Origin of the sequence: Bradyrhizobium sp. RD5-C2 (assembly GCF_019972155.1) — a bacterium.
Classification (GTDB): Bacteria; Pseudomonadota; Alphaproteobacteria; order Rhizobiales; family Xanthobacteraceae; genus Bradyrhizobium.
Map to the genome: position 1 here is coordinate 195255 of NZ_BOVL01000010.1, position 20640 is coordinate 215894.

The window sequence follows — 20640 nt, forward strand, 5'->3', positions numbered from 1 at the left end:
GAAGGGGATTGCTTACTTTTTCTTCAGAACGCTCTGAGGATTGAGGTTGCCGATGCGGCCGCTCTCCGAGCCCGCTGCCGGATCGATCACGGCGTTGATCAAGGTCGGCTTGCCGGAATCCAGTGCCGCATTGACCGCGCGCTTCAGCTCGTCGGGCGAGGTCGCGTTGACGCCGACGCCGCCGAAGGCTTCCATCATCTTGTCGTAGCGCGAGCCCTTGACGAACACGGTGGTCGCCGGATCGTCGCCGGCGCTGTTGACGTCGGTGCCGCGATAGATGCCGTCATTGTTGAAGATCACGATGCAGATCGGTAGCTTGTAGCGGCAGATGGTCTCGACCTCCATGCCGGAGAAGCCGAACGCGCTGTCGCCTTCGACCGCGAGCACGGGCAGGCCGGTCTCGACCGCAGCCGCGATCGAATAGCCCATGCCGATGCCCATCACGCCCCAGGTGCCGACGTCGAGCCGCTTGCGGGGCTTGTGCATGTCGACGACGCCGCGGGCGAGGTCGAGCGTGTTGGCGCCTTCGTTGACGAAGATGGTGTCGGGACGTTCCGTGATGATCGTACGCAGCGCGCCGAGCGCACCGTGATAATCCATCGGCGAGGCGTTGCTCATCAGCTTCGGCGCCATCTTGGCGACGTTGTCGTCGCGCTTCTTCGCCACGGTGGCGAGCCAATCGCTCGGTGCGGCCGACCAGTTGGCACCCATGGCGTCGAGGAACGCGGACACGCAGGAGCCGATATCGCCGACCACAGGGGCGACGATCTCGACGTTGGAATCCATTTCCTTCGGCTCGATGTCGACCTGGATGAACTTCTTCGGAGCTTCACCCCAGGTCTTGCCCTTGCCGTGCGACAGCAGCCAGTTGAGGCGGGCGCCGATCAGCATGACGACGTCGGCTTCCTTCAGCACGGTCGAGCGCGCCGCACCCGCGCATTGCGGGTGCAAGTCGGGCAGCAGGCCCTTGGCCATGCTCATCGGCAGGAACGGCACGCCGCTCTTCTCGACGAAATTCTTGATCGCCTCGTCGGCCTGCGCATAGGCGGCGCCCTTGCCGAGGATGATCAGCGGACGCTTTGCGCTCTTCAGCACGTCGAGCGCGCGCTTGACCGCCGACGGGGCAGGGAGCTGCGCCGGGGCAGCGTCGATCACCTTGACCAGCGACTTCTCGCCGGCCGCCGCGTCCATGACCTGGCCGAACAGCTTTGCGGGGAGGTCGAGATAGACGCCGCCGGGACGGCCCGACACCGCGGCGCGGATCGCGCGCGCAAGGCCGATGCCGATGTCCTGGGCGTGCAGCACGCGGAACGCCGCCTTGCAGAGCGGTTTTGCGATCGCGAGCTGATCCATTTCCTCATAGTCGCCCTGCTGCAGGTCGACGATCTCGCGCTCGGACGAGCCGGAGATCAGGATCATCGGGAAGCAGTTGGTGGTGGCGTGGGCAAGCGCGGTGAGGCCGTTGAGGAAGCCGGGCGCCGACACCGTGAGGCAGACGCCGGGACGCTTGGTCAGGAAGCCGGCGATCGAGGCGGCATAGCCGGCATTCTGCTCATGGCGGAACGAGAGCACGCGAATGCCCTCCGCCTGGGCCATGCGGCCCAGGTCCGTGATCGGGATACCCGGCACACCATAGACGGTGTCGATGCCATTGAGCTTGAGCGCATCGATGACGAGGTGGAAGCCATCGGTTAGTTCCTGCTCGGTGCCCGGTGCCTCGGACTTCGTAGCGGTATTCAGCATCGGCATCGTCTCCCTGATCGTTCTTGGTTCGGACGATCTGATTGTCGTCTGAAGCGGGTGTGGACTCTCAAACTTACGTGAACGGTTCTCTACGTGAATAATTCTTGGCCATGCGCCTCGACATAGGCGGCAAGGCCGAGCGTGTGATCGCGGGCGCGCTTTTCGGCGAGCTCGGTGTCGCGCGCTTCCAGTGCCTCGATGATTCCGAGATGCTCGGGCAGGGAGGTCGCGGTACGGTCCTTGCGGCCGATCGTGAGCTGGCGATAGCCGCGCACATGCAGCAGCAGGTCATTGGTGAGGTCGACCAGTACAGGCGATTCCGACAGCGAGATCAGCGCCTGGTGGAAGGCGATGTTGGCCTTGGAATATTCCTCGACGTGATCCTGCGGCAGGCGATCGTCGCTGAAGTCCTTGAAGAAGTCGCGTAGCGACGAGATGTCCTTTTTGCGCGCGGTTGTCGTGATTAGGCGCGCCGCCATGCTTTCCAGCGCCGCCCAGGCGCGGATCATGTCGACGATCTCCGCCTTGGTGCGGCGGACCACAACGATGCCGCGGCGCGGCACGGTCTTCACGAATCCGTCCTGCTCGAGCATCGCAATCGCTTCGCGGATCGGCGTGCGGCTGACGCCGAGACGCTCGGACAATGCGCGCTCGTCGAGCATCACGGGCTCCGGCGTCGCGTAGATGTCCATCTTCAGGATCGCTTCTTTCAAGGCCTCATAGGCCTTGTTCTTGAAGCTCGTCTCCGGGGCGATCCGGACGATGGCAATATCTGTGTCAGCCATAGTGGGCGACGCCTTGGTCTGTTTCGGTTCTGGCACGACTCGTCTCCTCCTCTTGGAGACGTCTTCTTAGCAGAAGAAAGTACCTTAGATTTTTGGCATGCCAAATACCAGAATGTCAAGCTGCCCATATTTTTCGGCATTTTTGGGCATCGACCGACCTTGACAATTACGTTTTTGGCATACCAAATGCCACGAAATCTGTCCCAGGAGGAAGCCAATGTCAAATTCGAAGGATGCGGTCCGCAAAATTCTCGATGCGGTCAGGGCCGACAAGCGCACGAGCCTCACCGCGCCCGAAGGCAAGGTGGTCTGCGACGCCTACGGCATTCCGGTGCCGAAGGAGGGCGTCGCCAAGTCGGCCGCCGAGGCAGCCCGGATCGCCTCCGACATGGGCTTCCCGGTCGTGATGAAGATCGTCTCGCCCGACATCCTCCACAAGACCGAGGCGGGCGGCGTGATTGTCGGCGTCAAGAGCGCCGCGGACGCCGAGAAGAGCTACGAGACCATTCTGGCCAACGCCAAGAAATATAAGGCCGATGCCAAGATCGAGGGCATCCAGGTCCAGCAGATGCTGGGCGGCGGCACCGAGGTAATCGTCGGTTCGATCACCGACGGCTCGTTCGGCAAGCTGGTCGCCTTCGGTCTCGGCGGCGTGCTGGTCGAAATCCTCAAGGACATCACCTTCCGCCTCGCGCCCGCGACCAAGGACGATGCGCTGTCGATGCTCGACGGCATCCAGGCGCATGAGATGCTGAAGGGCGTACGCGGCGGCGAGCCGGTCAACCGCGAGGCGCTCGCCGACGTCATCGTCAAGGTGTCGCAGCTGGTCAGCGATTTCCCCGAGATCGTCGAGCTCGACCTCAATCCCGTGTTCGCCACCAGCAAGAACGCGATCGCCGCCGACGTGCGCATCGTCGTCGACTTCGACTACAAGCCGCGCCCGGCGCCGCGCCCGACCGAAGAGATCGTCGCCGCGATGAGCCGCATCATGCAGCCGAAGGGCGTCGCCGTGATCGGCGCCTCCGCCGAGGACGGCAAGATCGGCAACTCGGTGATGAAGAACCTCATCAACGGCGGCTACAAGGGCGAGATCTATCCGATCCACCCGAAGGCCGCGGAGATCCTCGGCTACAAGGCCTACAAGAGCGTCAAGGACGTGCCCGGCGTGATCGACACCGCGGTGTTCGCGATCCCGGCGAAATTCGTCGCCGGCGCGCTCGTCGAGTGCGGCGAGAAGAAAATCCCCGGCGCGGTGCTGATTCCCTCGGGCTTCGCCGAAGCCGGCGCACCCGAATTGCAGGCCGAGATCGTCGAGGTCGGCAAGAAGTACAACATCCGCCTGATGGGGCCGAACATTTACGGCTTCTACTATACCCCGGCCAACCTCTGCGCCACGTTCTGCACCGCCTATGACGTCAAGGGCCATGCCGCGCTGTCGTCGCAGTCGGGCGGCATCGGCATGGCGATCATCGGCTTCTCGCGCTCGGCCAAGATGGGCGTGTCGGCGATCGTCGGCCTCGGCAACAAGTCCGACATCGACGAGGACGATCTGCTCGCCTTCTTCGAACAGGACCCCAACACCAATCTGATCGCGCAGCACTGCGAGGACCTGAAGGACGGCCGGGCCTTCGCGGAGGCCGCCAAGCGCGTCTCCAAGAAGAAGCCGGTGGTCGTGCTCAAGGCCGGCCGCACGTCTGCGGGTGCGAAGGCGGCGTCGTCGCACACCGGCGCGCTTGCCGGCAACGACAAGATCTACGAGGACGTGTTCAAGCAGTCCGGCGTGATCCGCGCGCGCTCGCTCCGGCAGCTGCTGGAATTCGCTCGCGGCGTACCGGTGCTGCCGACGCCGAAGGGCGAGAATGTCCTGATCATCACCGGCGCCGGCGGCTCCGGCGTGCTGCTGTCGGACTCCGTCGTCGACAACGGCCTGTCGCTGATGCAGATGCCGCCGGACCTCGATGCGGCGTTCCGCAAGTTCATCCCGCCGTTCGGCGCGGCCGGAAATCCTGTGGATATCACCGGCGGCGAGCCGCCGATCACCTACGTCAACACGGTGAAGCTCGGTCTCTCCGACGAGCGCATCCACGCGCTGATCCTCGGCTACTGGCACACCATCGTGACGCCGCCGATGGTGTTCGCCCGGAATATGGTCGAGGTGAAGAAGGAGATGGAGGCCAAGGGCTTCGTGAAGCCGATCGTCGCCTCGCTCGCCGGCGACGTCGAAGTCGAGGAAGCCGCCGAATATCTCTACCAGAACGGCATTCCGGCCTACGCCTATTCGACCGAGCTGCCGGTCGAAGTGCTGGGCGCCAAGTACAAATGGGCTCGCGGCGCGGGCCTCCTCTGATCGCCTGATCAGTCGAAGATCAGAGGCCGCCCCGGACATCGTCCGGGGCGGCTTTTTATTTGGCTCCTGTCTGAGCCTTGCCGCCCGGGTGGGCGGGGAGGGCGATAGCAGCCCGATCGTTCGAAACCAGCCCGGGCTTTGCTGCTCCGTCCTGCGCGGGTTCCGCGCGCCCATTCCTTTTTCTCGACCGCGACCGGCCCACCAAGGCAGCTTGCCTTTCGCATCTGATGTGCTACTGATATGTCAGATAAGAATGATGGAGGACGCCGCGATGGAGTTGGCTGCAACAGGGATGACCGACCGCCAGCGCAAATATCGCGCGACCTACCGCGAGCGCGTGGTGGGCTGGTACAATGGCTGGCTGCACGTCGTGCTGATCTACACGATCGGCTTCACCGCGCTGTACGTCTACCTGGCCAATGTGCACGACGTGAAATGGTGGGAATACCTCACCATTCCGGCGGTGTTCCTGATTGCGAACTTCTTCGAATGGGCGGTGCATCGCTTCGTCATGCACAGGCCGTCGAACGTGCCGCTGCTGCGCGCGATCTACAGCCGCCACACCCTGATGCACCATCAGTTCTTCACCGAGGACGAGATGCGCTTTGCCGATCATCACGACTGGCGCGTCACCTTCTTCCCGCCCTACGCGCTCGTGGTGTTCACCCTGATGTCGATCCCGCCGGCGATCGTCGCCGGTCTCGTGATCTCGGCCAATACCGGCTGGCTGCTGATCACCACGACCACGTCGATGTACCTGATCTACGAATTCATGCATTTCTGCTGCCACGTCGAGGAAAACGCCTTCGTGCGCAACATGCCGTTCGTCAACACCATCCGCCGACATCACACCGCCCATCACAACCAGTCGATCATGATGGAGCGGAACATGAACCTGACCTTCCCGGTGATGGACTATGTGTTCGGCACCTCCGATCTCAACCGCGGCCTGCTGGGCCACGTCTTCAACGGCTACAGCACGCGCTACGTGAAGACCGACATGCGACGGACGGCGCGGACGCCGCGGGTCGCGATGAAGGAGCAATCGGTGCCGCATGCCGCAGCTTGAACCCAATCTCGCCGGCCTCGCCTGGTTCGGCCTGCTGTGGAGCGTGTGCTGCATCGGCTTCCTGCAACTCGCCGGCATGTATCCGTTGCGCGGACGCGCCGTTCTGGCGGTGACGATGACGACCACCTTATGGGCGATATTGCTCGCCGGCACGCTGGCGTTCGCCCTCGTCGAGCTGCGCTGGACCACCGTCGTCGTCGTGGGTGGTGTGCTGTTCCTGTTCCTGCCTGGGCTGTTTCAGGCCTTGCCGGACTGGTGGCGCGACGGACGCGCGGGACTGCGGCTGTCCTGCTGCGCCATGATTGCGGCGCTGGCGCTGCTGCTCCGCGTGGCTGCACCGTCGTTCCACATGTGGATCTAAGGGGAGGTCTCGATGCCGAGCCACATCAAGCTGATGCTGTCGCTGGCGTGCCTCGCCACGGCCGCCTGCGGGTACTTCTTCATGGTCTATCTCGGACAGCAGGGACCGAGCTATGCGGTCGCCTTCCTCGGCGTATTCGCCACGGTCGCGATGTGGATCTTCCCCGAGGTCGTCAAGAAGGACCTCAAGATGCGCCCACCGGGATCCTGACATGATGCTGCAGCACAGGGAGACTCCGATGGCGAGCTATGCCGGGGACCGCACCATCGACGGCATTTCCGTGCTGGTCGACGGGGAGCCGCTGTCACCGCACTACGACCAGCTTCGGCTCACCGAGCACGGTTTTGAATGGAGCTATGAGGGGCCCGAGCCGGCACAGCTGGCCTTCGCGCTGCTCTACGATCATCTGCATGACGCGGTTGCGGCGAAGGCGCTGCACCAGAGCTTCATGCGGCGCATCGTCGCTAATTTCGGCAATGAATGGGAGCTCTCCTCGGCCGATCTCGACGAGGCGGTCGCGGCGCTGCGGTCCGGACGCACGGTGTAACCCCACGCTGATTTCCGGGCGAGAGAATATGAGATGACCCTGACCTGTCGCGCGGCGGTGCTGCATCAAAGCGGAATGCCGCTCTCCATCGAGCGCGTTTCGCTCGCACCACCCACGCCGACCGATGTCGTGGTGAAAGTGCGTGCCGCGGGGCTCTGCCACACCGATCTGGAGGTGATCGACGGATCGCTGCGCTATCCCTTGCCGATGATCCTCGGGCACGAGGCCGCCGGCGTGGTCGAGGAGGTCGGCAGCGCGGTCCACGAGGTGCACGTCGGCGATCACGTGATCCTGTCCTGGAATCCGCATTGCGGGCACTGCTTTCACTGCGATCGGGCGCAGCCGATCCTGTGCGAGACCTATCTCGCGAGGGGCGCGAAAGGCGTGCATTTCGACGGCGCGTCGAAAGCGCAGCTCGCGGGTGGCCGCAGCCTGACGCATCTGATGTTCCTCGGCGCATTCTCGGAATATGTCGTGCTGCCGGCGCAGCAGGCGATTGCCGTGCCCAAGGAGATCCCGTTCGATCGTGCCTGCCTGATCGGCTGCGGGGTCATGACCGGCGTCGGCGCCGCGCTGAACATCGCCGACATCGGCCATGGCGATACCGTGATGGTCACCGGCTGCGGCGCGGTCGGGCTGGCAGCGGTGCAGGGCGCCCAGCTCGCCGGCGCCGGCGCTGTTATCGCGGTCGACCTCGATGATGCAAAGCTTGCGCCGGCGCGGCAACTCGGCGCCACGCACGCCGTCAACGCGGCGCGCGAGGACCCGGTCCAGTTCGCCAAGGAGGCAACGCGCGGGCGGGGCGCCGACGTCATCCTCGAGGCGGCGGGCCATCCCCAGGCGTTTCGGCAGACCGCGGAGGCGGTGCGGCCGGGCGGTGAGGTGATCTGGCTCGGCAAGATCGACGTCACGCAAGACGTGAGTTTCCGCTGGGGCGCGTTGATGGGCGAGAAGCGGTTTCGCCGCTCGAGCTACGGCGGCGCGCGGCCACGGCGCGATTTTCCGTTGCTGGCGCAGGCCTATCTCGACGGCCGGCTCAAGCTCGACGAACTGATCACCGGCCGCTGCAGCCTCGACGGCATCAATGATGGTTTTGAGGTGCTGCGGCGCGGACGGTCGATCCGCACGGTCGTCGAGTTCTGAACGCTTATAGCGTCGAACGCGCAAAACTCTCGATGTAGTCGATCAGGCTGTCGGAGGCTGCGCCTGCGGCGTCGACGCGGCGCTCGGCGACGGCTTCGGCGACGTCGGCGTGCAGCCGCGCCGCAAGCGGCAGGTCGGCCGCTTCCTTGTAATGCTGATACCAGAACCGGCGCGACAGGCCGTGCATCAGGCCCATGGCGCGGGACGCGAACTCGTTGCGCGACGCCGCCGAGATCAGCGTGTTGAACTGGTGATCCAGCCGCATGAACAGCAGATCGTCGGATTTTTCCGACGCGCGGCGCATGCCGGCGGCGATCTTGGAGAATTGCTTGCGTTGCTCGGTGGTGGCGCGCTCGGCGGCGCCGCGCGCCATCAGCCGTTCCAGCTCGCGCCGCACCTCGAGCAGGCGGAGCTGGGCGCGCAGGTCGATCTCCGACACCAGCACGCCGCGACGGGCCAGGATGTTGACGAGGCCGTCGCGCGACAGCCGCTGCAACGCCTCGCGGATCGGGGTACGGCCGATGTCGAGCCGCTTGGCGAGCACGAGCTCGGACAGCGCGGTGCCGGGTGGCAGTTGCAGCGTCACGATCAGCTCTTCCAGCTCGGCATAGGCGCGATCGGTGAGGGTGATGTCGCCTTGCGGGAGCAGGGCCTGAGCGGCGGCGCGCGGCTTGCCGGCGGCGGCGGACGATGGCCGCGCCGGCCGGCGGTTTACTGCTGCGCGGGCGCGCACCGTGCTGGATCGTTTGCTCGAATCGGCCATCGGGATCTTGCGTGCTATTATACAGCAGATACCTCACACGCCCTGCCGGCACTGACAAGGCCGCTCGATCGGCGCTACACCGAATCCGGCTGCGTGCCGCGAGCAGCAGCGCATCATCAGTGCGAAATGCTCTCCAGCGTCCGGCCGCGGGTTTCCTCGCCGAGCAACAGCACCGCCAGCGCCGCCAGCACGAACGCGCCGGCGCCCAGTGCGAACACGCCGCTCTGTCCCGCCGCAGGGAGGATCACGCCGATCACATAGGGGCCGATCAGCGAACCGATTCGGCCGACCGCGGAGGCAAAGCCGGTTCCGGTGGCGCGGACATGGGTCGGGTACAGTTCAGGCGTATAGGCGTAGAGCGCCGACCACATGCCGAACAGGAAGAACTGCATGCAGAGGCCGGCGATGATGAGCTGGGTCTGGTCCGCCGCCGAGCCATAGAAGTGGCAGGCGATCGCGCCGCAGAGCAGGTTCATCACCAGCGTCGCCTTGCGACCCCAGGATTCGACGAGCCAGGCCGAGACCAGGAAGCCGGGGATGCCCGCGAGCGAGATCAGGATGGTGTAGAACACCGATTTGGTGATCGGGAATCCCTTGGCCTGCAGCAGCGCGCCGAGCCACGTGGTCAGGCCGTAGAAGCCGAGCAGCGCGAAGAACCACAAGGTCCACAACATCGCGGTCCGCTTGGCGTAGATGCCCGAAAACAGCGTCCTCAGGCCGGTCACTTCCGACGCGGGCGCGAACCACCGGCGGCAGTTCCTTGCTGCCCAAACGATCGCGGACCCTGCTTTCGATGTCGCGCACGGTCGCTTCGGCGCGCTCGGAATAGCCGTGGGACGCGAGCCAGCGCGGTGATTCCGGAACGTAGCGTCGCACGATAAGCACGAACACGGCCGGGATCGCCTGCAGGATGAAGACCCAGCGCCAGTCCGCGACCTGCAGCACGAAGTAGGTCAACAGGCCCGACGCGATGAAGCCGAGCGGCCAAAATCCTTCGAGGAACGCGATGTAGCGGCCGCGGTTCTTGGCCGGCATGATCTCCGAGACCATCGACTGCGCGACCGGAAACTCCATGCCCATGCCGAAGCCGAGCAGCAAGCGGGATGCGCCGAGCGCGGTCGCCGTCGTCGAGAGGCCGCAGCACAGGCTGCCCACTCCCCAGAAGATCATGCTGACCTGGAAGACGCGGGCGCGGCCGAAACGGTCGGCCAGCAGGCCGGCGGACGCGGCGCCGACGAACATGCCGAGGAAGCTCATGCTGGACAGCAGCCCGGTTTCCGCCGTCGACAGGCCGAAGGTCTGGCGGATCGAGCCGAGCACGAAGGTCAGCGCGGCCAGGTCCATGCTGTCGAAGAACCATGCGGTCGCGATGATGCCGAAGATCCAGCGCTGATAGGAGGTCAGCGGCAGGCGTTCGAGCCGTGCCGCGATGTCGGCGACCTGCTGCGCCTGCGCGGTGCGCGCGACGGCGGCCGGAGCACGGCTTCCGGCCGATGCGGTGACGTCGGAAACGGTCATGCTGTCCTCCCCAAGTGGACGTTGCCGGGCTCTTGTCGGCCCGTTCTATAAAATGTCACACGGATAGCAGTGATATGTCAATTGGTGATCACGTGCGAATTGGCAACGTGAGCCGGCCTGCGGCGCCCGACTGGGCCAGAGACGAATCGGCGCGCGGCGCCGGCCCTCTGTGATCTGATCGACGTTCGATGCCGCTTCGGACATCTTCCGAAGCGGCATCAAAGCCCGGTTAACGGCATCCGAGAAATCGGGGCCTGTCCGATAATCCGGCTTTAATGGGGGCCGACTAAAGGTCTTCCTGTTGCAGCGTACCGGATGCCGGGAGGTATCCGATATTGGGTCCGGAGGAGGCGTTTTCCCCATCATGTCAGTTCAGGTCGATTTGGATTTTGCGAGCGACGATCGCGCAAGGGCGCAGATCGGCGCAGCGGTGAGCTATCTGCTGAGGGACGCGACCGGTGCCGCGCGTGAGCATGCGGTCGAGATAATTGTCGAGATGGTTCGCGATGTCGCAAGCCGGCCGGCCGGCCTCGAAGCGGCGTCGCTTCAGCCGCTCATGAGCGGCGTCACCTATCGGGATTTTGTGATCGATGCCTACCGGCGCGATGTCGATCGCTGGCGCGCGACCATCCGCCGGTCGAACGGCAAGAAGATCCGGATCGCGTCTCCGCCGTCGGTGCGCGACGAGGCGACGACGACGGCGGATGCGATCACCGCCGAGAAGGCCATCGAATTCGCGAGGCGCGCGATCGATATGGGCGAGGTGCTCTGACCACGCTGGCCGAGGGTGCATTCGCCGCGAAAGTCCCGGCGATGCCACCGACCCTATGCTTGGGACGCACGATGTGCTCCGATGCGGCGGCTGCGCCGGTTCCGGAACTGTGCGCGCATCTTGATCCATCGTATCCCAGCAGAGAGACGCCATGCCTTCCGAACTCCGTTCGCCCCGTCTGGCGGTCCTGATCGACGCCGACAATGCATCTGCAAGGATCGCCGATGGGCTGTTCGAGGAGATCGCCAAGATCGGTGAGGCCAGCGTGCGCCGCATCTATGGCGACTTCTCCAATCCGAGGTCCAAGGGCTGGGCCGACATTCTGTCCAAGCACGCCATCATCCCGCAGCAGCAATTCGCCTATACGACCGGCAAGAATGCATCCGACATCACCCTGGTGATCGATGCGATGGACCTGCTGCACAGCGGCCGGTTCGATGGATTCTGCCTGGTGTCGTCGGACAGTGATTTCACCCGGCTTGCCGCCCGCATCCGCGAGCACGGCATCGACGTATTCGGGTTCGGCGAGCAGAAGACGCCGGAGAGTTTTCGGCAGGCCTGCCGCAGGTTCGTCTATACCGAGAATTTGCGCGGCGGCGTGACGAACAATCAGGATGCGGCCGTGCGCGCCCAGCCGCTGCAGCCGCCGGACGCCGCCACGCCCATCCTCAAGAAGGTGATCGGCCAGATGGCCAGCGAGGACGGCTGGGTGACGCTTGGCGAGGTCGGACGGCAGCTGGCCAATCTGGCATCGGATTTCGATCAAAGGACTTACGGCTTCCGCACCCTGAGCGAACTGGTGCGCAGGACAAACGCGTTCGAGATCGAGCAGCCCAAGGGCGGGACGACGCGAATCCGCATCAAGCCTTCAGCTGACGCCCCTGCGAAAGCACCTCCAAGACGGCGAACGCCAAGACGACGAGCCGGTCAAAAACCGCCGGAATGAATGGCGCGCAGCGCGCTCCTGCTCTGAACCATCTCTGAATCTGAACCAACGATGAATGCTGCCTCGGACATTATTCGGAGCAGCATTTTCGTATGTGCCGGAACCGAAGCGAGTTGCCGCGGAACTGGAATTTGCGCGCAAATTGCCGCGTTGGAACTGGAACGTCTCGTTCCCTGCGATGTTGAAGGGGCGTCTCATAGCTCGGAGGAGGAGAATGATGAACAAGCGTTTTGCTGTTTCCCTTGTGTCTGCTGTATCGCTGCTCGCGTCCGGTTCGGCGTTCGCACAGTCCACGACGGCAGCGGGTGCCGCGAACGGTGCGCGGACCGGTGGCGAGATCGCAGGCCCGGTTGGCGAGATCGTCGGCGGCACCGTTGGTGCTGCGGTCGGTGCCGGCCTGGAGATTCCGAATGCGGTGATCACCTCGATCCCGCGCGACGAACCCTCGGTCGTGGTGCGCGAACGCGTCGTGGTCGGCGAGCCGCTGCCCGACACCGTCGTGCTGCGCCCGGTGCCGCGCTACACCGAATATCGCTACGCTGTTGTCAACGATCGCCGCGTGATCGTGGAGCCGCGCACCCGCCGTATCGTCAAGATCATCGATTGATCTGGATTTCCGACTGCGGACATCCTCGCGGGCTTGTCGCCCGCGGGGATTTTCGCATGGCACAGGCCCGCTTTTTTCATGAGGCGCCTGGTTGGCCTGACGGCCCGATCCCCTAGACTGGTCCGCAACAAGCGGACGCAGCCCGCGGCCGCCTCGAGAGCAGGGTGGAAACATGGGTCGGAAGATCGCGATCGTCGGCGCGGGTGCGGTCGGCGGCTATGCCGGTGCGCATATGGTGCAGGCGGGTGAGGACGTCACCTTCATCGATCCCTGGCCCGAGCATGTCGCGCACATGCGCAAGCACGGACTCCACGTGACGCACGCGATGGATGTTGCGAAGTTCTCGGTGCCGGTGCGCGCGCTTGATATCACCGACGCGCAGCAGCTGGCCAAGGAAAAGCCGGTCGACATCGCCTTCGTCTGCATGAAGTCCTACGACACCGCCTGGGCGACCATGCTGATCCGGCAATATCTGGCGGCCGACGGCTATGTCGTGTCGCTGCAGAACTGCATGAACGAGGAGACGATCGCTGGCATCGTCGGCTGGGGCAAGACACTCGGCTGCATCGCAAGCAGCATCACCGTCAATCTGCCGGAGCCCGGCCATATCCACCGCGGCGCCGGCAAGGGTGGCGCCGCGCATACCGTGTTTCGCGCCGGCGAGGTGCATGGCCGCATCACCGCGCGGGCGGAGGAAGTCTGCCGGCTGGTCGGCTACTCCGATAGCGCCAAGGTGACCTCCAATCTCTGGGGCGAACGCTGGTCCAAGCTCGTCGCCAACGTGATGGGCAACGGACTGTCGGCCTGCACGGGTCTAGCGGGCGGCGAGGTGCTGCAAAGCGAACCGCTGCGCCGCTTCTCGACGCGGCTCGGCAGCGAGGCGATCCGCGTCGGCCAGGCGCAGGGCTATCAGCTGGAAGAGATCCTGCATCTGCCGCCCGAGACCATCGCGCGGGCCGGCGAGGGCGACGAGGCCGCGACGCGCGCCTGCGACGAGCAGCGCTTCAAGGATGCCAAGCGCACCTCATCCGCACAACGTCCCTCGATGGGCCAGGACATGCAGAAGGGCCGCCGCACCGAGATCGAATTCCTCAACGGCTTCGTGGTGCGCGAGGGTGAGAAGCTCGGCCTCGCCTGCAATGCCAACGCCGCGCTGACCGACATCGTCAAGCGCGTCGAACGCGGCGAGCTCGCGCCGGATCCGCGGCACATCACGGAATTGCGGATGAATTGAGCAGCGTGTGTGCTGCGACGCGGCGTCAAAGGCGGACGGCCGGAAGCGGCCACGTCGCCTTCAGCACGAGCATGTACAGGGCGAAGGTTGCGGTTGAGGCAATTGCCAGCATGACCCCGTCGTGCAGGGTCAGCCGTTCGAGCTCCATGGTCCGTCCGCCGCTGAGGTAGCGCTGCAGAGCAAACAACATGAAGGGAATCCCGATCAGGAGCGATTGGAGGTAGACGGCGAGCGCGATGCCGATCAGGATTCCGATCCAGCCCACGATCAACGCGGACCTCCGATTCACTGAGCCGACGAGAGCATTGAGGATCAGGCCGCCATCGAGGGAATAGATCGGCAGCAGGTTGCTTGCATTCACAAAAGCGAACAGTTCGGCCAGCTTTCCAAGATAGAGTTGGCCGGTGGCCTGATAAGCGGCGAACAGGCCGAGTGTCGGCACGAGGCTCAGGCCTGGGCCCATCAGCGCGATGAAGCCGAGCCGGCCCTCCGTCCGATAGCCCGTCTTGGGAACGGCCATCCCGCCAAAGAAGGGCACGAGGTAGATGCCGCGTACGCCGACACCCGCCATCAGCATCGCCGCGGCGTGACCGGCTTCGTGCAGGACGACGACCACGGTCAGGAGCAGCGCCGCCTTCCACCCCACGAGGTACCAGAAGCTGAGCAGGGCCACGATCGACAGCAGCCATCCGTTGTTGCCGACCGTGGAGAGACGATTGGAGGTGCCGGCTTCTTTCTCGCATTGCTGCTTGATCAGGTTCGCCATGCGGCGCAGCCCGATCGGATAGTTGATACGGTCGCGAAAGACGTGCGGGGTCAATTCATTGGATACGATGAGCTTCGTCCCCGCGGACGTCGCCTCGATCGTGAGTTCGGCTACGGTATCGCGGCCGCCTTCCGGTGGAATGGAGAGCGGGTGAGCCACGATTCGTCCTCTGATGATCCCTTTTTCCTCGTCGCGCTCGAGCTCGCGCGAGACGTTCTGCGCCCGAACCTGGCCGTTCACGGTGGCGCTTGTCAGCCAAAGATCGGCGCTGTCGGGCACCGGCTCGCGCGATATCTCCATGATCGGCGGCCCATCGAACACCATGCGGTCCGCAATATTGAAGCGCCACACGGCCTCGCGCGGCGCGTTGATGAGAACAGTGAACTCGCACCGCAATCGGTTACGTGCCCGCAGCGCGTCGACGAGGCCTTGCAGCGCATAGTAGGCGATGCGCAGCAGCTCGATGGGTAGTGACTACAGTGCGAGCATGACGGAGGAACCTACGCTAACTGAAGTGGCGAGCCGTGAAGTGCCGCCTGGGCAGGCCAAAGTTATCAGCGCATTGCTGCAGTGTCCCCCGCGCGGACCAATAGAATACTAGCATAGGTTGTTTTTGGGTAAATCACGAACCAGCGTGCTGGTTCGACCTTCCCCCGTATGGTCGGTCTTGCGGATTGGCGGGCCGTCTTCGGCTTGTGCGCTGAGCTTCGCGGAGTCTTACAGCAGCTGCCTCACTCCCATCCCGTGCATGAAGCGCTCGCGGATCTGCACGGGGTCGCGGCGGGTGGTGCCGGTGCCGGGTTTGTCGTCGATGCGGACGCCGATCAGGGTCGGGCCGGAAGCCTGTTTCGACTGCGCGATCAGCCGCTCGAAATCGTCCTCGTCGGCGGCCCAGGAGCTGTTGGCGATGCCGCTGGCGATTGCGACCGCGACGATGTCGGTATGGCCTGCGGCCGGGGTCGGCTGGCTGCCGGTGATCTGGTAGATGCCGTTGTCCATCACCACCATGGTCAAGTTCTTCGGGGCCAGCGTCGCGATGGTCGAGAGGCAGCCGAGCTGCATCAACAGCGAGCCGTCGCCTTCGAGCGCGAACACGCGGCGCTTCGGCTGCGCCAGTGCGACGCCAAGCGCGATCGGAAACGCAAGTCCCATGCTGCCCAGCATGTAGAAATTCTCAGGCCGGTGGCCGGCGGCCCAAAGATCGAAATTGGTGTTGCCGATGCCGCCGATCACGGCCTCGTCCTTCAGCCCGGCGACGAGGCGCTGGGTGAGTTCGAAGCGGTTCATCACCTTGGTGTTGCGCGCTTGTGTGCTGGTCATGGCTGATCTCACTTGTCGAAGGTCTTGCCGCCGGTCAACAGCGGCGAGAGGATCAGCGCCACCGGCGCCTGGGTGGTGACGGCCTGCTTGATCGAGCGGTCGGCGATGAATTCGAGCTCGTCGAGCCGGGTGATGGTGTGATGCTCCATCGCCAGCGAATCCAGCACCGGGCGCATGGTGCGGCAGACCAGCGCCTGGCCGTAATTGAACTCGCCGAGCGTGCCGCGTTCGGAGACGAACATGATCAGCGGGATCTGGTAGGGCACCGCGAGCGAGGCCAGCACGTTGGCGAGCGTGGCAAAGCCCGAGGTCTGCATCAGCACGGCGCCGCGCGTGCCCGCCATCCAGGCGCCGGAAACGATGCCGACGGCCTCTTCCTCGCGCGCGGTCGGAAACGTGGTGAAATAGGGATCGGCATGCAGGTCCTTGATCAGCGTGGTCAGCACCCGGTCGGGCACATAGGGCACCAGCTTGATCTCGTTCCGCTTCAGCGTCTGCAGCACGATGCCGTGCCAGGTGGTCGCCGTCTTCTGGGACGAGGCTTGTTCCGCGGCCGCCATCCTGTTCTCCCTTGTCACGCGACGCTGATGTTCGCTTGCGATCCAAAACTTGACGCGGTGCCTGCGATTGTCAACATGCCCCGACCGCATCGCGATCTGCGCAATTCGGTCATCGCAGCGCCGGACCGGCGTGCGATACAGGCGGTAACGACAAAGGGACGGAACGATCACGGGACGGGAGGCGTCGATGACCGGATGGGTCTGGCGGACCGCCATTGCGGCAGCGGCCATGGTTGTGGCCGGCCTCGCGTCCGCGCAGCCATACCCGGCAAAGGCCGTTCATATTCTCGTCCCATATCCGCCCGGCGGCGGCGTCGACGTGCTGACGCGGACACTCGCCGAAGCCGTGTCGAAAACCTGGACGCAGTCGATCGTGGTGGAGAACCGGCCCGGCGCCGGCGGGGTGATCGCCTCGCAGGCGATCGCAAGCGCCGCGCCTGATGGCTACAATCTGATCATGGTGGCGAGCGGCCACGCCACCAATCCGTTCCTCTATCCCAAACTGCCCTACGACACGTTCAGGGATTTCTCGCCGATCTCGCTACTCGCATCGTCGCCGAATGTGCTGCTGGTGCGCGCGGACTCGCCGTTCAAGTCGGTCGGCGATGTCATCGCGGCGGCGAAGGCGAAGCCTGGCAGCCTGTCGTTTGCCCATGCCGGCAACGGCACCTCGACCCATCTGGCGGGCGAATTGCTCAACAGCCTCGCCAAGATCGAACTCAACGCCATCCCCTACAAGGGCGGTGCGCCGGCGATCAACGATCTGCTGGGCGGACAGATTCCGATGTCGTTCAACAACGGGCCGGAATCGGTCGGACAGTTGCAGGCCGGCACGGTGCGCGCGCTGGCCGTGACGACGGCGTCGCGTGCGCCGTTCCTGCCCGATGTGCCCAGCATGTCGGAAACCGTGCCGAGCTACGACACCGAGGTGTGGTGGGGGCTGCTCGGACCGGGCAACATGCCCGCGGATCTCGTTGCGAAGATTTCGCATGATTTCGTCGCGGCGGTGAACACGGATGTCGTGAAGGAGCGTCTCGGCAAGCTCGGCGCGATCCCGATCGGCTCCACGCCTGACAAACTCGCCGCCAAGATCAAGGCCGACTACGACAAATGGGGGCCGATCATCAAGGCCGCCGGCATGAAGGCGGAGTAGGAAGATGGCTGAATCAGAGATTCCCCCCTGCCTGCCGCCGCGTCCGGTGACGCCGCCGAGAGAGAAGCTGCCGCCAAAGGCGTGCGATACGCATGCGCATGTATTCGGCCCGTCGGACCGCTTCCCCTATGCCGCCGATCGCAGCTACACGCCGCCCGACGCGCCGCTTGCGAGTTATCTCGGCATGCTCGATGCGCTCGGCTTCACCCGCGGCGTGCTGGTGCAGGGCAGCGCGCATGGCCGCGACAATTCGGCGATGCTGGAGGCGCTGCAACGCGAGCCGGCGCGGTTGCGCGGCGTCGCGGTGGCCGATGCCGATGTGGCGGCGGGCACGCTGCGGCAATGGCATGTGCTCGGCGTCCGTGGCTTGCGCTTCAACCATTTCTTCCGCGGCGGGCAGTTGCACTATCGCGGCGGCATCCCCTTGAGCATCGCCGAGACGCACGCGCCCGTGATGGCCGAGCTCGGCTGGCATCTGCAGCTCTGGATCGACGTCAAGGATCTGCCTGACACGGTCCCGACGCTGAAGGCACTGGGCCTGCCGGTCGTGGTCGATCACATGGGCCGCACCGATGCGGCCGCCGGCATCAACACCGCGGGCTTTCAGAGCCTGCTGCGCGCGGTCGGCGAGGGCTGGTGCTGGGCCAAACTGTCAGGCGCGCATCGCCTGAGCCAGCGCGCGCCGGATTATCCGGATGCGCGGCCATTCCACGAGGCGCTAGTGTCGGCCAACTCCGAACAGCTGGTGTGGGGCGGCGACTGGCCGCATCCGCGCGTCGAGGGTGAGATGCCCGACGCCGGCCATCTGCTGACGCTGTTCCAGGCGTGGACGCCGGATGCGGCGACCCGACACCGCATCCTCGTCGATAATCCCGCACGACTCTATGGCTTCCCAAACTGAAAGCTGCTGCACGACATGACCGTCAACAACAAGCGCGTGTTCTACGTCAAATACCTCGCCCACGAGATCTACGTCGACATCCTGAAGAAGCGGCCGGATGTCCGGCTCGACCGTTTGGAGAACGAGACGCCGGAGGCGACGTTCGCGCCGGTTCTCGCCGACGCACATGCCTATCAGATCGGCGCCGCCCGCGACGAGTTGGCGCCGCATTTCCATGCCCATGCCGAACTGTTGAAGCGCGCGCCGAACCTGTTGATCGTGTCGTCGAACGGCGCCGGGTTCGATCCGGTCGATGTCGATGCCTGCACCGCGGCGGGCGTGCTGGTGGTCAACCAGTCCGGCGGCAACGCCAACTCGGTCGCTGAGCACGCGCTCGGCATGATGCTGACGCTGTCGAAGCGCATCATCCAGTCCGACCGCCGGCTGCGGCGCGAGGCCAACGTCAACCGCAACGACCTGATCGGCAACGAGCTGAACGAGAAGACCGTCGGCATCGTCGGCCTCGGCAATGTCGGCCGCCGCATCGCCGAGCTGTGCAAGGGCCTCTTGCATATGAAGGTGATCGCCTACGATCCCTACCTGACGGCGGATGAGATGGCGAAGCGGGGCGGGGAGAAGGTCGAGCTCGACGATCTCCTGCGCCGTGCGGACTTCGTCTCGATCTCCTGTCCGCTGGACGGCAAGAGCCGCGGCATGATCGGCGCGCGCGAATTCGCGCTGATGCAGCCGCACGCCTACTTCGTCACCACGGCGCGCGGCTTCATCCATGACGAGAAGGCATTGGAAGAGGCATTGCGAGAGAAGCGCATCGCCGGCGCCGGCCTCGACGTCTGGTCCAAGGAACCGCCGCCGCCGGATCATCCGCTGCTGCAGTTCGACAACGTGCTGGCGAGCCCGCACACCGCCGGCGTCACCCGCGAGGCGCGCATCAACATGGGCAGGATCGCGGCCGAGCAGATCCTCGACGCCCTCGACGGCAAGCGCCCGCCGCGCATCATCAATCCCGAGGTCTGGCCGGTCTACGCCAAGCGGTTCGAGAAGGCGTTCGGGTTCACGCCGGGGTAGGTCGACGATCATTGCTGTCGACGATGAGGCCAGCCGGGTGAGGTGAGTACGCTGGTCAGAGGGCCTCCCTTGCGGGGGCCGTGGCTGTGCGCGGCCAAAATATCGAAAACAACCCCATGCAAAGAAGCTGACGACTGCCGGCGGTTCGACCAGGCAACTTGACGCGTCGGGCAACTCAGGGGTAGATTTCCAATATTCAGAAATCGCGCAAGCGCCCGGCTTTGCGAGGAGAGCGACCGCAGGGGCGGAGGAAACTGTCCGCCGGTGCGTGCCTCACGCGAATAGCCAATCGTGCCAGCGTTGTCGCGCCAAAAATACCGGAGAAAATCTCCTTCGTGTTGGCCTCGATCGAGGCAATAAACCCACTGTCGAAACGGCGCCCGGCAACGCGTCCGTTGTTATTTTCGCTGAGATATCGACGGCTTAGCCCGGAATCGCCATTTTCCCTTCGTGCCCGCCCGTTCGAAGCACGGAAGGAAGAAGTGTCATGCGACAGGTCCAGTCATTGCTCCGCAACGCGCCCGCGAAAATCGGCCGCCGTCTTGCGCAGATCGTCGCGATCGCTGCCGCCAGCCTGCCGCAGGCCGGCGCCTAGTTTTCCACCGCCGCGAAGCGCCGCATCCGCGCGCGCTGAATTAACTCAACACCATTTCGCGTTAGTGCTAACGTGGTACCCCCGGGCTCTGCCGGCGCAGCAGGGAGGGTTCCATGTCGCGTTTCGTCGTTCAATTCATGAAGGACGTGCTCGGCGGCAACGGCCGCCAGCGCGAAGTTTGCCAGGGCGAACTCGAGGTCGATGCCTCGAGCGAAGGCCAGGCCACCGAGATGGCCAAGCTCATATTCTGTCAGGAACAGGCACTCTGCGACTGGTCATTGCATGCCGACCGCATCCGGATCGAAGCGGCCGACTTGCAAGTGACCTGAGGCGAGGTCGAGTAGCAGCCACATCTGCTCTGCGCTCCCTCTCCCGCTTGCGGGGGAGGGCTGGGGTGGGGGCTCTCTCCACGAGTTACATTGCGGAGAGAGGCCCCCCCCCCCCC

Annotated in this window: 21 protein-coding genes and 1 pseudogene; 14 read left to right on the top strand and 8 right to left on the bottom strand. The window is 64.7% G+C overall.

The window, feature by feature from the left end; genetic code table 11:
- Positions 1 to 12: 12 nt before the first annotated feature.
- Entirely contained in the window at positions 13 to 1743 is a 1731-nt protein-coding gene (gene oxc, locus BraRD5C2_RS11615) for an oxalyl-CoA decarboxylase (RefSeq protein ID WP_223968424.1), read from the bottom strand.
- Between the two features lie 89 nt (positions 1744 to 1832).
- Positions 1833 to 2528, bottom strand: coding sequence for a GntR family transcriptional regulator (locus tag BraRD5C2_RS11620; protein ID WP_051346457.1), 696 nt, complete (start codon positions 2526 to 2528; stop codon positions 1833 to 1835).
- 217 nt (positions 2529 to 2745) lie between these two features.
- Between BraRD5C2_RS11620 and BraRD5C2_RS11625 the strand changes: the two genes are divergently transcribed.
- From BraRD5C2_RS11625 to BraRD5C2_RS11650, 6 genes are all read left to right on the top strand, one after another.
- Positions 2746 to 4875, top strand: coding sequence for an acetate--CoA ligase family protein (locus tag BraRD5C2_RS11625; protein ID WP_223968425.1), 2130 nt, complete (start codon positions 2746 to 2748; stop codon positions 4873 to 4875).
- Between the two features lie 271 nt (positions 4876 to 5146).
- Positions 5147 to 5944, top strand: coding sequence for a sterol desaturase family protein (locus BraRD5C2_RS11630; protein ID WP_223968426.1), 798 nt, complete (start codon positions 5147 to 5149; stop codon positions 5942 to 5944).
- A complete protein-coding gene (locus BraRD5C2_RS11635) occupies positions 5931 to 6305 on the top strand; it encodes a hypothetical protein (RefSeq protein WP_223968427.1) in 375 nt (124 codons plus the stop codon). Before BraRD5C2_RS11630 ends, BraRD5C2_RS11635 begins: the two co-directional genes overlap by 14 nt.
- 12 nt (positions 6306 to 6317) lie before the next feature.
- The gene (locus BraRD5C2_RS11640) at positions 6318 to 6515 is read left to right on the top strand and encodes a hypothetical protein (RefSeq protein ID WP_024579640.1); all 198 of its coding nucleotides are present in this window, start codon (positions 6318 to 6320) and stop codon (positions 6513 to 6515) included.
- 28 nt (positions 6516 to 6543) lie between these two features.
- Positions 6544 to 6852 (top strand): DUF6166 domain-containing protein, encoded by a 309-nt coding sequence (locus tag BraRD5C2_RS11645; RefSeq protein ID WP_223968428.1) that lies wholly within the window; start codon positions 6544 to 6546, stop codon positions 6850 to 6852.
- A 33-nt stretch (positions 6853 to 6885) separates the two neighbouring features.
- Positions 6886 to 7995: a Zn-dependent alcohol dehydrogenase gene (locus tag BraRD5C2_RS11650; protein WP_223968430.1), complete on the top strand. Its 1110-nt coding sequence runs from the start codon at positions 6886 to 6888 to the stop codon at positions 7993 to 7995.
- 4 nt (positions 7996 to 7999) lie between these two features.
- Here the strand turns inward: BraRD5C2_RS11650 and BraRD5C2_RS11655 are convergent, their stop codons facing one another.
- The 3 genes and pseudogenes from BraRD5C2_RS11655 to BraRD5C2_RS11665 all read right to left on the bottom strand — a co-directional run.
- Positions 8000 to 8758, bottom strand: a complete 759-nt coding sequence (locus tag BraRD5C2_RS11655; RefSeq protein ID WP_223968432.1) for a GntR family transcriptional regulator — start codon at positions 8756 to 8758, stop codon at positions 8000 to 8002.
- Between the two features lie 116 nt (positions 8759 to 8874).
- Positions 8875 to 9432, bottom strand: a complete 558-nt coding sequence (locus BraRD5C2_RS11660) for an MFS transporter (protein ID WP_223968434.1) — start codon at positions 9430 to 9432, stop codon at positions 8875 to 8877.
- A 175-nt stretch (positions 9433 to 9607) separates the two neighbouring features.
- Positions 9608 to 10276: pseudogene (locus tag BraRD5C2_RS11665) on the bottom strand (MFS transporter); the annotation flags it as partial.
- A 364-nt stretch (positions 10277 to 10640) separates the two neighbouring features.
- Here BraRD5C2_RS11665 and BraRD5C2_RS11670 point away from each other — a divergent pair.
- From BraRD5C2_RS11670 to BraRD5C2_RS11685, 4 genes are all read left to right on the top strand, one after another.
- Positions 10641 to 11048, top strand: a complete 408-nt coding sequence (locus BraRD5C2_RS11670; protein ID WP_223968435.1) for a hypothetical protein — start codon at positions 10641 to 10643, stop codon at positions 11046 to 11048.
- A 151-nt stretch (positions 11049 to 11199) separates the two neighbouring features.
- The gene (locus BraRD5C2_RS11675; RefSeq protein WP_223968436.1) at positions 11200 to 11994 is read left to right on the top strand and encodes an NYN domain-containing protein; all 795 of its coding nucleotides are present in this window, start codon (positions 11200 to 11202) and stop codon (positions 11992 to 11994) included.
- Between the two features lie 217 nt (positions 11995 to 12211).
- Positions 12212 to 12601: a DUF1236 domain-containing protein gene (locus BraRD5C2_RS11680; RefSeq protein WP_223968437.1), complete on the top strand. Its 390-nt coding sequence runs from the start codon at positions 12212 to 12214 to the stop codon at positions 12599 to 12601.
- A gap of 172 nt (positions 12602 to 12773) precedes the next feature.
- Complete coding sequence (locus BraRD5C2_RS11685) at positions 12774 to 13835, top strand: ketopantoate reductase family protein (RefSeq protein WP_223968438.1); 1062 nt, start codon at positions 12774 to 12776, stop codon at positions 13833 to 13835.
- Positions 13836 to 13860: 25 nt separating this feature from the next.
- On the opposite strand, the gene BraRD5C2_RS11690 is transcribed toward BraRD5C2_RS11685, so the two are convergent.
- The 3 genes from BraRD5C2_RS11690 to BraRD5C2_RS11700 all read right to left on the bottom strand — a co-directional run bounded on the left by BraRD5C2_RS11690 (position 13861) and on the right by BraRD5C2_RS11700 (position 16481).
- The gene (locus tag BraRD5C2_RS11690; RefSeq protein ID WP_223968439.1) at positions 13861 to 14997 is read right to left on the bottom strand and encodes a hypothetical protein; all 1137 of its coding nucleotides are present in this window, start codon (positions 14995 to 14997) and stop codon (positions 13861 to 13863) included.
- A 321-nt stretch (positions 14998 to 15318) separates the two neighbouring features.
- Entirely contained in the window at positions 15319 to 15921 is a 603-nt protein-coding gene (locus BraRD5C2_RS11695; RefSeq protein WP_223968440.1) for a thiamine pyrophosphate-dependent enzyme, read from the bottom strand.
- A gap of 8 nt (positions 15922 to 15929) precedes the next feature.
- Positions 15930 to 16481 carry a thiamine pyrophosphate-binding protein gene (locus BraRD5C2_RS11700; protein WP_050405122.1) on the bottom strand — a complete coding sequence of 184 codons (552 nt, stop codon included), beginning with the start codon at positions 16479 to 16481 and terminating at the stop codon, positions 15930 to 15932.
- Between the two features lie 187 nt (positions 16482 to 16668).
- Between BraRD5C2_RS11700 and BraRD5C2_RS11705 the strand changes: the two genes are divergently transcribed.
- The 4 genes from BraRD5C2_RS11705 (at position 16669) to BraRD5C2_RS11720 (ending at position 20524) form a co-directional block, all read left to right on the top strand.
- A complete protein-coding gene (locus BraRD5C2_RS11705) occupies positions 16669 to 17634 on the top strand; it encodes a Bug family tripartite tricarboxylate transporter substrate binding protein (protein WP_223968441.1) in 966 nt (321 codons plus the stop codon).
- A gap of 4 nt (positions 17635 to 17638) precedes the next feature.
- Positions 17639 to 18535: an amidohydrolase family protein gene (locus BraRD5C2_RS11710; RefSeq protein ID WP_223968443.1), complete on the top strand. Its 897-nt coding sequence runs from the start codon at positions 17639 to 17641 to the stop codon at positions 18533 to 18535.
- Positions 18536 to 18550: 15 nt separating this feature from the next.
- Entirely contained in the window at positions 18551 to 19600 is a 1050-nt protein-coding gene (locus tag BraRD5C2_RS11715) for a hydroxyacid dehydrogenase (RefSeq protein ID WP_223968444.1), read from the top strand.
- A gap of 708 nt (positions 19601 to 20308) precedes the next feature.
- On the top strand, positions 20309 to 20524 hold the full coding sequence (locus BraRD5C2_RS11720) for a hypothetical protein (protein WP_092125295.1): 216 nt from the start codon (positions 20309 to 20311) through the stop codon (positions 20522 to 20524).
- The last annotated feature ends 116 nt before the right edge of the window (positions 20525 to 20640 follow it).

Excerpts from the sequence above, each read along its gene's own strand:
- BraRD5C2_RS11715 (WP_223968444.1), top strand. The coding sequence starts at position 18,551 with ATGACCGTCAACAACAAGCGCGTGTTCTACGTCAAATACCTCGCCCAC.
- BraRD5C2_RS11695 (WP_223968440.1), bottom strand. The coding sequence starts at position 15,921 with ATGACCAGCACACAAGCGCGCAACACCAAGGTGATGAACCGCTTCGAA.
- BraRD5C2_RS11705 (WP_223968441.1), top strand. The coding sequence starts at position 16,669 with ATGACCGGATGGGTCTGGCGGACCGCCATTGCGGCAGCGGCCATGGTT.
- BraRD5C2_RS11645 (WP_223968428.1), top strand. The coding sequence starts at position 6,544 with ATGGCGAGCTATGCCGGGGACCGCACCATCGACGGCATTTCCGTGCTG.
- BraRD5C2_RS11700 (WP_050405122.1), bottom strand. The coding sequence starts at position 16,481 with ATGGCGGCCGCGGAACAAGCCTCGTCCCAGAAGACGGCGACCACCTGG.
- BraRD5C2_RS11625 (WP_223968425.1), top strand. The coding sequence starts at position 2,746 with ATGTCAAATTCGAAGGATGCGGTCCGCAAAATTCTCGATGCGGTCAGG.
- BraRD5C2_RS11680 (WP_223968437.1), top strand. The coding sequence starts at position 12,212 with ATGAACAAGCGTTTTGCTGTTTCCCTTGTGTCTGCTGTATCGCTGCTC.
- BraRD5C2_RS11720 (WP_092125295.1), top strand. The coding sequence starts at position 20,309 with ATGTCGCGTTTCGTCGTTCAATTCATGAAGGACGTGCTCGGCGGCAAC.
- BraRD5C2_RS11635 (WP_223968427.1), top strand. The coding sequence starts at position 5,931 with ATGCCGCAGCTTGAACCCAATCTCGCCGGCCTCGCCTGGTTCGGCCTG.
- BraRD5C2_RS11655 (WP_223968432.1), bottom strand. The coding sequence starts at position 8,758 with ATGGCCGATTCGAGCAAACGATCCAGCACGGTGCGCGCCCGCGCAGCA.
- BraRD5C2_RS11685 (WP_223968438.1), top strand. The coding sequence starts at position 12,774 with ATGGGTCGGAAGATCGCGATCGTCGGCGCGGGTGCGGTCGGCGGCTAT.
- BraRD5C2_RS11630 (WP_223968426.1), top strand. The coding sequence starts at position 5,147 with ATGGAGTTGGCTGCAACAGGGATGACCGACCGCCAGCGCAAATATCGC.
- BraRD5C2_RS11660 (WP_223968434.1), bottom strand. The coding sequence starts at position 9,432 with ATGTTGTGGACCTTGTGGTTCTTCGCGCTGCTCGGCTTCTACGGCCTG.
- BraRD5C2_RS11650 (WP_223968430.1), top strand. The coding sequence starts at position 6,886 with ATGACCCTGACCTGTCGCGCGGCGGTGCTGCATCAAAGCGGAATGCCG.
- BraRD5C2_RS11640 (WP_024579640.1), top strand. The coding sequence starts at position 6,318 with ATGCCGAGCCACATCAAGCTGATGCTGTCGCTGGCGTGCCTCGCCACG.
- oxc (WP_223968424.1), bottom strand. The coding sequence starts at position 1,743 with ATGCTGAATACCGCTACGAAGTCCGAGGCACCGGGCACCGAGCAGGAA.
- BraRD5C2_RS11620 (WP_051346457.1), bottom strand. The coding sequence starts at position 2,528 with ATGGCTGACACAGATATTGCCATCGTCCGGATCGCCCCGGAGACGAGC.
- BraRD5C2_RS11710 (WP_223968443.1), top strand. The coding sequence starts at position 17,639 with ATGGCTGAATCAGAGATTCCCCCCTGCCTGCCGCCGCGTCCGGTGACG.
- BraRD5C2_RS11675 (WP_223968436.1), top strand. The coding sequence starts at position 11,200 with ATGCCTTCCGAACTCCGTTCGCCCCGTCTGGCGGTCCTGATCGACGCC.
- BraRD5C2_RS11670 (WP_223968435.1), top strand. The coding sequence starts at position 10,641 with ATGTCAGTTCAGGTCGATTTGGATTTTGCGAGCGACGATCGCGCAAGG.